Below are 14,089 nucleotides of genomic sequence, written 5' to 3'. Positions count from 1 at the left end.
CCCGCCCGGCCTCCGGCGCCCACCGGAGAGGGGGCCACTACCACGGGGCGCCCGGGGTGCAGGGTGGTCCGCAGTGAGGTGGACCACACAGATGATTGGTCTAGTCCATAGCGCAAAGTCTGAAGTTCTTCTCTGCCGAATACTCGCCAGTATTCCTAATTTGAGAAGAAATGGCAATCTTTCTGAGAAAAGTGTCTTGTTTGCACGTTTCGTCGGGGCACAGACTCTGAGCAAGGCATCCCAGGGGACGACAAGGAGTGAGAACAATGAACGATCGCCTCAAGGGAGCCGCAGAGGAACTGCGGCGTGAGTGGGAGACCAACCCCCGTTGGAAGGGCACCGAGCGCACCTACACCGCCGAGGACGTCGTGCGGCTGCGGGGCTCGGTCCAGGAAGAGCACACTCTCGCCAGGCTCGGCGCGGAGCGGCTGTGGAACCTGCTGCACACCGAGGACTACGTCCACGCCCTCGGCGCGCTCACCGGCAACCAGGCCGTCCAGCAGGTCAAGGCCGGCCTGAAGGCCATCTACCTGTCCGGCTGGCAGGTCGCCGCCGACGCCAACCTCGGCGCCCAGACCTACCCGGACCAGAGCCTCTACCCGGCCAACTCGGTCCCGGCCGTCGTGCGCCGCATCAACAACGCCCTGCTCCGCGCCGACCAGATCACCTGGTCCGAGGGCGACGAGAACGCGCCTCACTGGCTCGCCCCGATCGTCGCCGACGCCGAGGCCGGCTTCGGTGGCGTGCTCAACGCCTTCGAGCTGATGAAGGGCATGATCGCCGCCGGTGCCGCCGGCGTGCACTGGGAGGACCAGCTGGCCTCCGAGAAGAAGTGCGGGCACCTCGGCGGGAAGGTCCTCATCCCGACCGGCCAGCACATCAAGACCCTCAACGCGGCCCGCCTCGCGGCCGACGTGGCGGGTGTGCCGTCCCTGATCATCGCGCGGACCGACGCCCAGGCCGCGACGCTGCTGACCAGTGACGTCGACCCCCGCGACCAGAAGTTCGTCACCGGCGACCGTACCGCCGAGGGCTTCTACCGGGTCCGCAACGGCGTGGACGCCTGCATCGCCCGCGGTCTGGCCTACGCGCCCCACTCCGACCTGCTCTGGATGGAGACCTCCACTCCGGACCTGGACGTGGCCCGCGAGTTCGCCGAGGCCATCAAGGCGCAGTACCCGGACCAGATGCTGGCCTACAACTGCTCGCCGTCCTTCAACTGGAAGAAGCACCTGGACGACTCGACCATCGCCAAGTTCCAGCGCGAGCTCGGCCACATGGGCTACAAGTTCCAGTTCATCACGCTGGCCGGCTTCCACTCGCTGAACTACTCGATGTTCAACCTCGCCCAGGGCTACGCCAACGAGGGCATGACCGCCTACGTCGAGCTGCAGGAGGCCGAGTTCGCCGCCGAGTCGCGCGGCTACACCGCCACCCGCCACCAGCGCGAGGTCGGCACCGGTTACTTCGACCTGGTCAGCACGGCCATCGCGCCGGACTCCTCCACCACGGCCCTCAAGGGCTCCACGGAGGAGGAGCAGTTCGAGGCTCACTGATCTGAGGAAGGACGGGATGGAGGTCCCGCCCGTCCCGCAGGCCGCGGCTGCTCTCAGGGCATGCAGAGCCCGCCCGTCCTGCCGGACCCCCGCCTGAGGCGGGGCCTCCTCCCCCGTCCCGTCCCCGGACTCGGACGCCTTGACCAGGACGAAGACCCCGCCTCCTTCCCCCCAGGGAGGCGGGGTTTCCTCGTTCCCGGACCGGGTCCCCGCCCTCGGGGCCCGGCCGGACGCCGGGGGGCGGACCCCCGGCATCTGGACGAGTCCGTCTATCCGGATGAAGACCGTTATGCCGTATTTCTTACAGGAGTTTGCATGCTCATCGGGATTCCATCGTTATATGCCCTACGAGTTACCCCGTTCTTACCTGTTCCTCCCTAGCCTCGGCCTTATGGGGATCTGGCTGGGACCGAACGGCATCGAGGTCGAGGCGCTCGTGGTGAACGATCGACCGTGTCTACGCGTCACCCGCCTGGTGGGCGGGAGGCGCACGCTCGTGGCGGACTGCGCGGACGTGCAGGAGGTGAGCCGGTACGTGGACCTGTCGCAACTGGTCCTGGCCGACACCGAAGAGCGGGAAAGATTCAGCCACGTCACCGCATGATTCGGCATGACCGTGAACTTCCGCGGGTGGCGGTGCGTCGGTGTAGTCAGGGAGGCCCGATGGAAGTGAAGATCCCGGACGGCCTCGTCGACGACGACCTCCGGCTGGAGCTCCTCCTCGTCGAGGCCCTGCAGTGGGAGGCGGAACGGCTGGCCACCGGCTCCGGCCGCCCTCCACCCGCTCCACCGCCGGAACGCCGCTGACGCGCCCCGGCCGGCACGCCCGCCTCGGCGGGCACGCCTCATGGACCGCGGGGCCCTGCCGGCACGGCCCTGATACGGCCCTGCACACGGCCGGTACGGCACGCGGCGGGCCCCGGCCGCGCTCGGTGCGGAAGAGGTGCGGCAAGGGCCCGGTAACCGGCCCTCCCCATCTCCGAGCCCTTCATGTATCTATATGGGACAATAATCCGTAAAGTCGGGATCCTGGCCGTCCCGCGAGGGGCGCCGGTGCCCGAACTGAGCGCACGCGGCCCGCGAGCAGCGCCGGTGTCCGGATCGAGGGCACGCGCAGCGGAGCGAGCACGTGACGAGGGAGGACACCGATCACCAGCCCCCGAGCCGCGGCGCGCGGCGCCGCGTCCCCGGCCGTCCCCACCGGCCGGGGATGGAACAGGCCGGATGGTCCCCGTAGTGTTGGGCCTCCCAGGCATCCGTAGGAGGGGTCCCCGGCCCGGAGGCCGGGGTTCCCACGCTGGAGACGATTGATGAACAAGCGCGAGCTGATCGAGAAGGCCGCAGCGGAGGCGGGTCTCACCCGGCGTCAGACCGCCGCGGCCCTGGACGCGATCCTGGACACCATCCAGCACGCCGTGGCGAGCGAGGAGAAGGTCGCGATCCCCGGCTTCGGCTCCTTCGAGATCGTGCACAAGCCCGCCCGGACGGGACGCAATCCGCAGACCGGAGAACCGCTGGAGATCGCCGAGACCTGGACCGCCCGGTTCAAGCCGAGCCCGGGGTTCATGGGGCTGATCCGCCAGCGCAAGAAGGACTGACCCGCACCGGCCGCCGCGCCCCGCCTCCCGCCGCGATCGCACCCCGCACTCCGCACCCGGGCTCCGGCTCCGGCCGCGCGGGCTATCCCCGTACGGCGCGGGCGGACCAGCGGCCGTCCAGGCGGTCGATCCGGAGCGGGCGGCCGAAGCACTCCGACAGGCGCCCGGCGGTGAGCACCTCCTCCACCGGTCCCGCCATCTGGACGCGGGCGTCCCGCATCAGCAGGGCGTGCGTCGTGGTGGCGGGCACCTCCTCCAGGTGGTGCGTGACGGTGATCGTGGTCAGCGCGGGCCGCGCCGCGGCGAGCTCCTCCAGCGCGGTGATGAGATCCTCCCGGGCGGGCAGGTCGAGCCCGGCGAACGGCTCGTCCAGCAGCAGGATCGCCGGGTCGGCCAGCAGCGCCCTGGCCACCCGGATCCGGGCCCGCTCCCCCTGCGAGCAGACACGGAAGGGCCGCTCCCCGAGGTCCTTGCAGCCCAGGTCCGCCAGGAGGCCGCGGGCCCGCTCGTGCTCGGCCGGGCCGTAGCGGTCCCAGAGCGGGGCGCTGGTCCCGGTGTGCCCGGTGAGGACGACCGTGTGCGCGGTGGCGCCCTCCGCCTCCAGCAGTTCCTCGTCGACGAGCCGCTGACTGGCCGCGACCAGGCCGATCCGGCGGCGCAGCTCCCGCAGGTCCACCCGGCCCAGCCGTTGTCCGAGCACGGTGACCGCGCCCTCGCTGGGATGCCGGACCGCGGCCGCCAGCGAGAGCATCGTCGTCTTGCCCGCCCCGTTGGGCCCGAGCACGACCCAGTGCTGGCCGTACTCCACCCGCCAGTCGACGTCGGCCAGCAGCGTCCGCCCGACCACCCTGACCCCGACGCCGCTCAGCTCGACCGCACCCGGCACCGTCTCCCCTTCCGCCTCCGATCCCGCGCCGTTCACCCTAGGGCGTGTCTCCCCCATCGGGTAATCGCCACCGGTCGGGGCGGCCCCGCCTGCCGCCTCAGCCGCCGATCTGCACAGAGGGCCCGGAGGTCGGGGAGGCGGTGGCGGTGGCGGTCGGCGTGGCGGAGCCGCTCGGCCCCGGGGACGGGCTCTCCCCGTCGCCTGTCTGCGGGATACGGGTGAAGGAGGGCTTCGCACCGCCCGTCGGCGACGGGCACTCCCCGCCGGGAGCGGGCCGCGCGCCCCCGGCCCCGCAGGGCCGCGGCTCCTCCGGAGCGCCGCTCCCGTCCCCGTCTCCGTCACCGTCGCCGCGGCCGCCGGGCCGCTCCTCCGGCCCCCACCGCCCGTCCTGATCGGATCCGCCCGAACGGCCGCTCTCCTCCGGCGCCGGCAGGGTCCGCGTCGCGGTGACGGTGACCTCCGACGGGGTGGACGGGCGCGCGGGCCGTACTCCGCGGCCCGCGGGCCGGGGCACGCCCGAGACCGTACTCGTGCCCGGGTCGTCGGCCGGGATCACCAGCGGCACGGGCTCGAACCGCCGGGGACCGCCGTCGGCGCCGGCGCCGCCGTTGCCCGCGGCGACCACCGCGAGCGCCGCCATGGAGACCGTGGCCAGCACCGCGAAACCGGCCTGGGAGAGGTGGACGCCGTGGCGGGGCGCGGCCCGGCGGGGACGGCGGACCGGGGGCACGGTCTCCTCCGGGGTGCGGGGCCCGCCCCGGCCGGTCATCGGACGGACCTCCGGACGGGCGGGGAGAGCCGGTCGGCCGGGGAGAGCCGGGCGGGGCCGCGGGTCGTGCCGGGCGGGGAAGAGCGGGGCGGGCCCGCCGGGCACCGCCTGCGGGAGGTCGTCGTCCTGCGGCGGATGGGGAAACGGCGTCCAGGTCTCCGCCAGCACCCAGTCGACCGCCTCGCGCAGGTCCCGGGGGTCGCCGACCCCGCCCGCGGCGAGCAGCGCGCCCAGCAGGTCCGCCGCCGAGGGCCTGCGGGAGGGCTCCTTCTCCAGGGCGGCCTCGACGATCGGGCGCAGCAGCGCCGGGACCGTGGAGATCCCGGGCGGTTCGACCAGGATCCGCCGGGTCAGCACGTCCGGTTCGCCCGCGCCGAAGGGATGGTGGCCGGTCGCCGCGTAGGCGACCAGGCAGCCCCAGGAGAAGACGTCCGAGGCCGGCAGCGCCCGGCCTCCGGTGAGCCGCTCCGGGGCGACCCAGCCGGGGCTCCCCATGACCTGCCCGGCCTCGGTGTGCGCGGCGAGGCCGTCCACGTCCCTGGCGATCCCGAAGTCGATCACCCGGGGGCCCGCCGGTGAGAGCAGCACGTTGGCCGGCTTCAGGTCGCGGTGGACCAGCCCCGCCTCGTGCACGGCCGCCAGCGCGGCGGCCACGCCGAGGGCGACACCGTAGGCGAGGTCCGGGGTGAGCGGGCCCCAGGCGGTGACCACCTGGGCGAGGGACGGCCCCGGGACGTACTCCGAGACCAGGTAGGGACGCTCCCGGTCGGTGCCGTCCTCGATCACCGCGGCGGTGCAGAACGGCACCACCCGCCGGGAGAATTCCACTTCCTCCGCGAAACGGGCACGGAGCGTGGGATCGTCGAGGTGCACGGGATGCGGCGTCTTGATCGCGACCATCCCGCCCCGGGGATGTTCGGCCAGGTAGACCACGCCCATGCCGCCCGCCCCCAGGCGGCCGAGCAGGAGATGGCGGCCGATGATGACCGGGTCCCCCACGGTCAGCGGCCGGACGCCAGGGGGCATCCCGTTCTCGGGGCCGGTTCCGCCACGTGCCATCCGGATCGAGCCTCTCGTGTGCGCGCTACGGCAAGCACACTGTGACCGGAGGGCGGGAGCCCGCGCCCGCGACCCGTCAGAAGGGATATGGCGGGTAAGGCGAATGATCCCTCAAGGTGAGTAACCGGTGAGGCCGGAGAGGCGGGATGTGCCTTCGCGACCCGCGGGCACAGCGGACGGGCGGCCCGCGGAGGACCGGACGGAGGCCGGACGGGGCCGGACAGGGACCGGGTGAGGGCCGGACGGAGATCCGCGGCCCCGGCCCCGGTCCGGCCTCAGGCAAGGGTCGGGGCCGGGGCCGGGGCCGGCGCGGTGGTACGCCCGGGGGGTGACGGGACTCACCGGGTCGTGAATCCTCAACCGGCCCGCTCCTCCGCCGATGGTGGGCTCGTGTCGTCCCGCGCAGGCCACAGCAGGAGGAGGCGGTGATGGAGCAGTCGTTGCTCGCCCTGCTCTTCGTGCTGTCGGGGGGTGTCGCCCTCGTCGTGGCGGCGGTGGCCTGGCGGCGGCGGCACGCGGCGCCGCCGGCACGAGCCCTGGCGCTCGTCTCGGCCTCCGTCGGAGTCTGGTCCGTGAGCGACGGGATCATCGCCCTCGACAAGACCCTCGAGACCGTGCAGCCACTGCTGGTCCTCAAGTTCCTCGCCGTCGGCGCCCTGCCGGCGGGCTTCCTGTGGATGTCGCGGGCCATAGCCGACCGCGCCTGGCTGCTGCCACGCCGTGCGATCCCGTGGCTGGCGGTCGAGCCGGCACTGGTCATGGTCGCGCTGCTGAGCAACGACCGGCACCACCTCTTCCTCACCAGCCTGGGTTCGGCCGGAGTCCACGAGGGGGAGAACACCGGCCCCCTGTTCTGGGCCCACAGCGCCTACAGCTACCTGCTGATCACCGCCGGTGTCCTCCATCTGCTCCGGGCGTGGATGCGCAGCCCGCACTCCCAGCGCCGCCTGTACGGCGCCAGCCTCCTGGCGGCCCTCCCTCCCCTGCTGCTCAACGCGGCCGGAACGCTGGAGATCATCAAGCTCGAGTACCTGACGCCCGTCGGATTCTGCGTCACCACGGTCACGATCCACTGGGCGCTGGTACGGCGTTCGCTGTATGACCTGGTGCCGGTGGAACGCGCCCGCCTCTTCGACATGCTCGACGACATGGTCATGACGGTTGACGCCGCCGGCCGGGTCCTCGACCTCAACCCGTCGGCCGAGCGCCTGTTCCACCGGCTGTCCCCGGACCTGCCCACGCGTCTGGGCGGCGCCGTGAGCACCGGTGCGCTCGGCCGCCTGCCGCTCACCGACGGCATGGCCTTCGACCACACGATGACGGGCGCCGAGGGCTCGCCGGTGGACCTGAACGTGCGCGTCTCCGCCCTGCGCGACCGCCGCGGCGAGGTGCAGGGGTGGGCGTTCGTGGGCCGGGACGTCACCGCCCTCAACGACCAGCACCGGGAGCTGCAGGAGGCCAACGAGCGGCTGCGCGCCCAGGTCGCCACCATCGAGGCGCTCCGCGCGGACCTGGCCGAGCAGGCCGTGCGGGACCCGCTGACCGGCCTGCACAACCGCCGCCACCTGATGGAGGCCCTCCGGCGTGAGCTGCGCCTTGCCGCCGAATCCGGCGCTCCCCTCAGCGTCGCCATCTTGGACATCGACCACTTCAAGCAGATCAACGACCGCTACGGCCACGGCGCCGGCGACCAGGTCCTGATGCGCTTCGCCAAGCTGGTGGGCGGGCAGGTACGCGTCGACGACGTGCTGGCCCGCTACGGCGGCGAGGAGTTCGTGCTCGTGCTGCCCGGCGCCACCGGCGGGCAGGCCGCCGAGCGCGTCGACACGATCCGGAGATGGGTGACGGCCGGGCGCCTGCCGGCCGGCGGGCACACGCTCTCGGTGACCTTCAGCGCCGGGGTGGCCGCCCTGACCGGCGAGCAGAAGGCCGAAGACCTCCTCCACTCCGCCGACGAGGCGCTGTACGCGGCCAAGCGGGCCGGCCGCAACCGGGTGGTCCTCGCGCCGGCCGAGGACGCCTCCGGCTCTCCGGCGCCCGAGGCGTCCACGATCTCGGCCGCCGCCTGAGGGACGTCCCGGCGGGCCGCTGGCGGGCCCGTCCCGGTGGCCCGGCCCGCGGACGTCAGGCGGCGGCGGAGTCGGCGTCCGCGGCGGGGTCCCCCGCGACGGGCCCGCCGACGGGCGTCCCACGGCCGGTGAGCGCCTGGGCGGCGCCCAGGAAACGGGCGATGTGCCGGAACGCCTGGCGCGCCTCGGGCAGGACGTCGGCGAGGAGGGGGAAGACGTGCGGCATGTGCCGCCACTCCTCGTAGGTCACCGGGACACCCGCCGCACGGGCGCGCCCGGCGACCCGGCGCCCCTCGTCGCGCAGGATCTCCGTGGAACCGGTGATGACCATCAGCGGCGGCAGGCCCGCGTAGTCACCGAGCACCGGGGAGACCAGCGGGTCGCGGGCGTCCAGACCGGAGGTCCAGCGGCGGGCGAGCCAGTCGACGCGGCCGGCCGGCAGCAGCGGGTCCGCGAACCGGTTGACCCGGCGCGGGGTGTCGGTGAGGTCGGCCCACGGTGACAGGCACACGGCGGCGGCGGGGAGCGGCAGCCCCCGGTCGCGCAGCGCCAGCAGGGAGGCCAGGGTGAGGTGGCCGCCGGCGGAGTCGCCCGCGAACACCACGTCCTCGGGCGCGTAACCCCGCTCCAGCAGGCCGAGGTAGGCGGCGACCGCGTCCTCGAGCGACTCGGCCAGCGTGTGCACCGGGCCCTGGCGGTAGTCGACGGCCAGCACCGGGCGGCGGGCGGCGGCCGACATGCGCCAGGTGATCGGCCGGTGGGTGGCCGGGGAGCAGACGAAGTAGGCGCCGCCGTGGAAGTAGAGCAGCGCCTTGTCCTCGTCGAGCTCCTGCCCGGCGCGGACCCACTCCGCCTCGCACCCCGCGATGGACTCCTCCTCGACGGTCACGTGCCCGGGCAGCCGGAGCGGGACCTTCTTGGCGAGGGAGACGATCCGGGAGGCGGCGACCACGCTGACGTCCGACCTCAGCAACAGTCCGGAGATCGGCTTGAAGGTGCCCCTCATGATCGTGGTGAGCGCCATGGCCTGCCAGCTGACAGGGTAACCAGGGCAGACGTCCACATTGATCCCGTCGTGCATTCGGGCACCTCCTTTGCAGGAAGGATGCCCTTTAGAACTTCCTTCTACCATCCCTTGGGCATATCGCGATGGTTACGGCTGTGTCACACATCACAACGACCCGCCGTCCGGCACGTCACGCGGCCCGCGGTGCGACCCGCCGCAGGACCGGGGCGCCCGGCGGTCCGCAAATCCGTTGCCCGGAACCGGGGCGCCGAGGACAATGGCATGGGCCCGCGGCCCCCGGGACACCTGTCCGCTCCGGGACGCGCGTTCCCCGGGAGGACGCGAGCCCTCACAGGGATCGTCGCCCGCCCCTGTCACCGGAGCCCCACGCCCGAACCCCAGAGCCGCCCGGGCCCGTCCGCGGGCCGCCCGACAGCCAGCCAGGAGGTCGTCTTCCCGCTCTACGCGCGCGTCGCCGCCTACGGCTTCCGCCGCCACTCCGCCTACCGGGCCGCCGCCCTCGCCGGCGCCTTCACCAACACCGTCTTCGGCGTCCTGCGCGCCTACGTCCTGATCGCCCTCTGGCAGGCCAGGCCCGGCCTCGCCGGGTACGACATGATCGACGCCGTCACCTTCTGCTTCCTCAGCCAGGCGTTCATCGGCCCCATGCAGGTCTTCGGCGGCGGCCTCCAGCTCGCCGGGCGCATCCGCAGCGGGGACATCGCCATCGACCTGCTCCGCCCGGCCTCCCTGCAGCTGTGGAGCCTCGCCGACGACCTGGGCCGCGCCGCCTACCTCTTCCTGCTGCGGAGCCTGCCGCCGACGTTCGTCGGCGCCGCGCTGTTCGGCATCGTCGTGCCCGTCTCCCCGGCGACCTGGACGTTCTTCGCCGTCTCCGTCGTCCTCGGCATCGTCGTCAGCTTCGCCTGGCGCTACCTGATGGCGCTGGCGTGCTGCTGGATCGTCGACGACCAGGGCGTGCAGTCGTTCTCCCTGGTGCTGACGCTCTTCCTCAGCGGCATGGTCCTGCCGCTGAACCTGTTCCCGGGCTGGTTCGGCACGCTGGCCCAGTCCCTGCCCTGGGCGGCGATGGTCCAGGTCCCCGCCGACGTCTACCTCGGCAAGCGGGACGCGCTGGAGGCGCTCGGCTTCCAGGTCCTGTGGGCGGCGGCGCTGCTCTCCCTGGGCGTGCTCGTCACCCGTGCCGCCCGCCGCAAGGTGGTGGTCCAGGGTGGCTGACCCCGTACGGCCCGCACCGCCACGGCCCGTATCACGGCCCGCGCCGCCCGCGCCGGGACGGTCCGCGCCGCCCGCGCCGGGACGGTCCGCGTCACCCGCTGCGGGCGGTCCGGCGCCGCCTCCGGAGCGCGCCGCACGGCCGGAGCGGGAGGCGGCCCGTGGTTAGGACCTACCTGCTGCTCGCCTGGACGTGGCTGCGCGCCTCGGCCCAGTACCCGGTCTCGCTGACGATGATGATCGTCGGCTCGTTCGCGGTGAACGCGCTGGACGTCGCGGCCATCTGGGTCATCTTCCGGCACACCGAGACGCTGGCCGGGTTCCGCCTGGCCGAGGTCATGTTCCTGTACGGCACCTCCCACATGGCGTTCGCCCTGGCCGACATGCTCTTCGGCAACGTCGACCGGCTCAGCGCGCACATCAGGGCCGGCAGCTTCGACGTCATGCTGATCCGCCCGGCCGGCGCGTTCGTCCAGATGGCCACCGACCGGTTCAGCGTGCACCGCCTCGGCCGGCTCGCCCAGTCGGCGGTGGTGCTCGGCCTCGCCCTGCCGCGGCTGGAGACCGGCTGGGAACGGGCGTGGATGATCCCCGTGATGATCGTGTGCGGCGTGGTGATCTTCGCTTCGATCTTCACGCTCGGCGGGACGCTGCAGTTCCTGCTGACCGACGCGCCCGAGGTGGCCAACGCCTTCACCTACGGCGGCAACACGCTCACCCAGTACCCCCTCAGCGTCTACGGCGACCAGCTCGCCAGGACGGTGACGTTCATCGTGCCACTGGCGTTCGTCAACTGGCAGCCCGCCCTGTACGTGCTGGACCGGCCCGACCCGCTCGGCCTGCCGTACTGGCTGCGCTTCGCCGCGCCGCTCGCCGCCCTGCTGCTCGCCCTGGCCGCCGCGGCGGCGTGGCGGGCGGGCATCCGCCGCTACCGTTCCACGGGGAGTTGAACCGCATGATCGAAGTCGACCGGGTGGGGCGTTCCTTCACCGTCGGCCGGGGCCGGGCCAGGAGGACCGTGCACGCCGTACGGGACCTGTCGTTCACCGTCGGAGCCGGTGAGTTCGTCGGCTATCTCGGGCCGAACGGCGCGGGCAAGTCCACCACGATCAAGATGCTCACCGGCATCCTCGCGCCCACGTCGGGCCGGCTCCGGGTGGCCGGGCTCGATCCGACGCGCCGCCGCACCGCGCTGGCCCGCCGGATCGGGGTGGTCTTCGGCCAGCGGACGACCCTGTGGTGGGACCTGCCGCTGAAGGACAGTTTTCAACTGATCCGGCACCTTTACAAAGTAGATCGTGTTGATTTCCGACGGCGGCTCGACGAGCTGGCCGGGCTGCTGGACCTCGGCGCGTTCATGGACACGCCGGTCCGCCAGCTCAGCCTGGGCCAGCGCATGCGCGGCGACGTCACCGCCGCGCTCCTGCACGACCCGGCCGTGCTGGTCCTCGACGAGCCCACGATCGGGCTCGACGTGGTGAGCAAGGTCGCCATGCGCGACTTCCTGCGCCGCCTCAACGCCGAGCGCGGCACGACCGTCCTGCTCACCACGCACGACCTCGGCGACATCGAGAAGCTCTGCCGTCGCGTGATGCTCATCGACCACGGCCGCCTGGGCTTCGACGGCACCCTCGGCGAGCTGCGCGCCACCGCCCCGGGCGAGGACTCGCTGGAGGACGTCGTCGCCCGCCTCTACGCAGGCCCGTCCCCCGACGCCTCCGCGGCCCGGTGAGCGGCCTCGGTGGGCGGCCCCGGCGCGGGGTCCTCAGTTCCGATCCCGCGCGGATCCGGCACCGGTCCGGTGCCGGATCCGCGCTGCTTCGATACCGGTTCAGTGCCGGTTCAGTGCCGCGGTATGCCCAGGGTGGCGAGCAGGTCCTCGTGCAGCTGGAACCAGACGGCGTGGTAGGAGTCGAGGCCGTCCGCCACGTAGTCCGCCGCGCCGGCGCGGGCGCGGGTGAGCGCGTCGGTGAGCCGGATCCGGTACCGCCGGAACCGCAGGAGCACCGCCGACAACTCCGCGCAGACGGCGTCGGCCCGCCGGTCGAGGTCCGTGAGCAGGTCGATGACCCGGGAGTCGTAGACGGGGTCGGTGTGGTCGTTCGGCACCGCGACGCCGTCTGCGGAGCGCAGCTGCCACGCCGTGCAGAGGTCGAGCAGCTCCGGGTTGAGCACGAGGAAGGCCTCGTACGCCCCGGTCACCGCGGCCCGGGCGCCGGCCGTGTCCAGCTCGCCGGAGATCCGCTCGGCGTCCGCGGCGCGGCCGGCCTCGGTGAGGCCCCACCCGCCGAAGTCACCCGGGATGCGCGTGACGAGGCCGGCGACCGCGAGGTCGATCAGCTCGGACTCGGCGTCGGACTCGGGCAGGCCCGCCGCCCGGGAGACACGCGCGAGGTCGGCGAACCCGATGCAGCGCAGCGTGTGGAGCACCAGCAGATCCGGGCTGGTGGAATGAGGCGAGATCGGCACGGCGAAAGGCTATACCGGTGACCTGGATCCACCCGCTCTCGGCGGAGACCGAGGAGAGCGCGGACGTCCTCGGCGGCAAGGCGCACGGCCTCGTCGTCCTGCGGCGTCTCGGACTGCCCGTGCCCGACGGGTTCGTCATCGGCACGGCGGCGTGCCGCGCGTTCCTGCGCGACGGGCGGCTCCCCGACGGCCTCGGCGCCGAGCTGGCCGCCGCCGTCTCCGGGCTCGAGGCCGCCACCGGCCGGCGGCTCGGCGGGCCGGAGCGGCCGCTGGCGGTGGCGGTCCGCTCGGGCGGCGCCGTGTCGATGCCCGGCATGATGGACACGATCCTCAACCTCGGTCTCACCGCCGGGGCCGCGGCGGGGCTGGCGGCGGAGACGGGCGACCAGCGGTTCGCGCTCGACGCGCGCCTGCGGTTCCTGTCCGGGTTCGCCTCGGTGGTCCTCGGCCTGCCGCCGGAGCGCCTGGACGCCGTCGTGCGCGGGGCCTCCGCCCGGGCCGACGGCGCCGCCGGGGAGGCGAGCGGCGAGGAGGCGAGCGGCGAGGAGGCGAGCGGCGAGGGGACCCGCCGCACGGAGGCGGACGGGGAGGCGGCACGCCTGACCGAGGCGATCCGGGACGTCGAGGCCCTGATCCGCGAGCGGACCGGCGAGCCGGTCCCGGACGACGCGACGCTGCAGCTGGAACCGGCGATCAGGGCCGTGTTCTCGTCCTGGGACACGCCCCGCGCCAGGACCTACCGCGACCTGCACGGCGTCCCGCACGACCTCGGCACGGCCGTCACCGTGCAGGCCATGGTGTTCGGCAACCGCGACGACCGCAGCGGCAGCGGCGTCGCGTTCAGCCGTGATCCCGGCACCGGTGAGCGCGTCCCGTTCGGCGAGGTCCTGTTCGGCCGCCAGGGAGAGGAGGTCGTCTCCGGCAGGTCGGCGACCCGGCCCCTGTCCGAGCTCGCCGGCCGGGAACCGGAGGTGTGGAGCCGTCTCCTGGAGGCCCTGGACCGCGTCGAGGGGCACTACCGCGACGCGTGCCACGTGGAGTTCACCTTCGAGGCGGGTGAGCTCTGGATCCTGCAGGTACGGCCCGGCGGCCTCACCGGGCGCGCCGCCGTCCGCGTCGCGGTGGACCTGGCCGACGCGGGCGTCATCGGCCGCCGCGAGGCGCTGCTCCGGGTCGCCCCGCACCATCTCCGGTACGCCCGCACGCCCCGCACGGAGGCGGCCGACGCGGCCGACGTCCTCGCCCGGGGGCTGGGCGCCTGCCCGGGGGTCGCGACCGGCAGGGTGGCGACCACCTCCGACAGCGCGGCGCGGATGGCCGCCGACGGCCCGGTCGTCCTGGTGCGCCCGCACACCTCCCCGCTCGACATGCACGGCCTGGCGGCCGCCGCGGGGATCGTCACGGCCGTCGGCGGGCCCGCCAGCCACGCCGCCGTCGTCGC

The 14,089-nt window shown here is 73.5% G+C and carries 13 protein-coding genes; 9 read left to right on the top strand and 4 right to left on the bottom strand.

Annotated features, from left to right (window positions below; genetic code table 11):
• Positions 1–266 precede the first annotated feature (266 nt).
• From aceA to ACFOWE_RS11445, 4 genes are all read left to right on the top strand, one after another.
• The gene (gene aceA / locus ACFOWE_RS11460; RefSeq protein WP_377287241.1) at positions 267–1,556 is read left to right on the top strand and encodes an isocitrate lyase; all 1,290 of its coding nucleotides are present in this window, start codon (positions 267–269) and stop codon (positions 1,554–1,556) included.
• A gap of 391 nt (positions 1,557–1,947) precedes the next feature.
• Entirely contained in the window at positions 1,948–2,160 is a 213-nt protein-coding gene (locus ACFOWE_RS11455; RefSeq protein ID WP_377287240.1) for a hypothetical protein, read from the top strand.
• A gap of 59 nt (positions 2,161–2,219) precedes the next feature.
• Positions 2,220–2,363 (top strand): hypothetical protein, encoded by a 144-nt coding sequence (locus ACFOWE_RS11450; protein ID WP_377287239.1) that lies wholly within the window; start codon positions 2,220–2,222, stop codon positions 2,361–2,363.
• 503 nt (positions 2,364–2,866) lie between these two features.
• Positions 2,867–3,154: an HU family DNA-binding protein gene (locus ACFOWE_RS11445; RefSeq protein ID WP_377287238.1), complete on the top strand. Its 288-nt coding sequence runs from the start codon at positions 2,867–2,869 to the stop codon at positions 3,152–3,154.
• An 82-nt stretch (positions 3,155–3,236) separates the two neighbouring features.
• On the opposite strand, the gene ACFOWE_RS11440 is transcribed toward ACFOWE_RS11445, so the two are convergent.
• Both ACFOWE_RS11440 and ACFOWE_RS11435 read right to left on the bottom strand, forming a co-directional pair.
• Positions 3,237–4,040, bottom strand: a complete 804-nt coding sequence (locus tag ACFOWE_RS11440) for an ABC transporter ATP-binding protein (protein WP_377287237.1) — start codon at positions 4,038–4,040, stop codon at positions 3,237–3,239.
• Between the two features lie 97 nt (positions 4,041–4,137).
• Positions 4,138–5,868, bottom strand: coding sequence for a protein kinase domain-containing protein (locus tag ACFOWE_RS11435; RefSeq protein WP_377287236.1), 1,731 nt, complete (start codon positions 5,866–5,868; stop codon positions 4,138–4,140).
• Positions 5,869–6,296: 428 nt separating this feature from the next.
• Here ACFOWE_RS11435 and ACFOWE_RS11430 point away from each other — a divergent pair, with 428 nt between their 5' ends.
• Entirely contained in the window at positions 6,297–7,937 is a 1,641-nt protein-coding gene (locus tag ACFOWE_RS11430; protein WP_377287235.1) for a histidine kinase N-terminal 7TM domain-containing diguanylate cyclase, read from the top strand.
• Positions 7,938–7,992: 55 nt separating this feature from the next.
• Here ACFOWE_RS11430 and ACFOWE_RS11425 read toward each other — a convergent pair whose 3' ends face one another.
• The gene (locus tag ACFOWE_RS11425) at positions 7,993–9,018 is read right to left on the bottom strand and encodes an alpha/beta hydrolase (protein WP_377287234.1); all 1,026 of its coding nucleotides are present in this window, start codon (positions 9,016–9,018) and stop codon (positions 7,993–7,995) included.
• A 207-nt stretch (positions 9,019–9,225) separates the two neighbouring features.
• On the opposite strand from ACFOWE_RS11425, the gene ACFOWE_RS11420 reads away from it, so the two are divergent.
• The 3 genes from ACFOWE_RS11420 (at position 9,226) to ACFOWE_RS11410 (ending at position 11,911) form a co-directional block, all read left to right on the top strand.
• Complete coding sequence (locus ACFOWE_RS11420; RefSeq protein WP_377287233.1) at positions 9,226–10,182, top strand: ABC transporter permease; 957 nt, start codon at positions 9,226–9,228, stop codon at positions 10,180–10,182.
• 158 nt (positions 10,183–10,340) lie between these two features.
• The gene (locus tag ACFOWE_RS11415; RefSeq protein ID WP_377287232.1) at positions 10,341–11,129 is read left to right on the top strand and encodes an ABC transporter permease; all 789 of its coding nucleotides are present in this window, start codon (positions 10,341–10,343) and stop codon (positions 11,127–11,129) included.
• 5 nt (positions 11,130–11,134) lie between these two features.
• The gene (locus ACFOWE_RS11410; protein WP_377287231.1) at positions 11,135–11,911 is read left to right on the top strand and encodes an ABC transporter ATP-binding protein; all 777 of its coding nucleotides are present in this window, start codon (positions 11,135–11,137) and stop codon (positions 11,909–11,911) included.
• Between the two features lie 110 nt (positions 11,912–12,021).
• Here the strand turns inward: ACFOWE_RS11410 and ACFOWE_RS11405 are convergent, their stop codons facing one another.
• Positions 12,022–12,648 (bottom strand): transcriptional regulator, encoded by a 627-nt coding sequence (locus tag ACFOWE_RS11405; protein ID WP_377287230.1) that lies wholly within the window; start codon positions 12,646–12,648, stop codon positions 12,022–12,024.
• Positions 12,649–12,665: 17 nt separating this feature from the next.
• On the opposite strand from ACFOWE_RS11405, the gene ACFOWE_RS11400 reads away from it, so the two are divergent.
• Positions 12,666–14,089, top strand: a 1,424-nt coding sequence (locus ACFOWE_RS11400; RefSeq protein WP_377287229.1) for a pyruvate, phosphate dikinase, incomplete at its 3' end; no start/stop codon positions are given.

Source organism: Planomonospora corallina (assembly GCF_042650625.1).
GTDB lineage: Bacteria > Actinomycetota > Actinomycetes > Streptosporangiales > Streptosporangiaceae > Planomonospora_B > Planomonospora_B corallina.
Note: the sequence above shows the minus strand (reverse complement) of the source record. Positions and strands in the feature narration are given on the sequence as shown.

Coding starts and splice junctions, on each gene's coding strand:
- aceA (WP_377287241.1), top strand. CDS start 267: ATGAACGATCGCCTCAAGGGAGCCGCAGAGGAACTGCGGCGTGAGTGG.
- ACFOWE_RS11425 (WP_377287234.1), bottom strand. CDS start 9,018: ATGCACGACGGGATCAATGTGGACGTCTGCCCTGGTTACCCTGTCAGC.
- ACFOWE_RS11450 (WP_377287239.1), top strand. CDS start 2,220: ATGGAAGTGAAGATCCCGGACGGCCTCGTCGACGACGACCTCCGGCTG.
- ACFOWE_RS11410 (WP_377287231.1), top strand. CDS start 11,135: ATGATCGAAGTCGACCGGGTGGGGCGTTCCTTCACCGTCGGCCGGGGC.
- ACFOWE_RS11420 (WP_377287233.1), top strand. CDS start 9,226: ATGGGCCCGCGGCCCCCGGGACACCTGTCCGCTCCGGGACGCGCGTTC.
- ACFOWE_RS11455 (WP_377287240.1), top strand. CDS start 1,948: ATGGGGATCTGGCTGGGACCGAACGGCATCGAGGTCGAGGCGCTCGTG.
- ACFOWE_RS11435 (WP_377287236.1), bottom strand. CDS start 5,868: ATGGCACGTGGCGGAACCGGCCCCGAGAACGGGATGCCCCCTGGCGTC.
- ACFOWE_RS11430 (WP_377287235.1), top strand. CDS start 6,297: ATGGAGCAGTCGTTGCTCGCCCTGCTCTTCGTGCTGTCGGGGGGTGTC.
- ACFOWE_RS11445 (WP_377287238.1), top strand. CDS start 2,867: ATGAACAAGCGCGAGCTGATCGAGAAGGCCGCAGCGGAGGCGGGTCTC.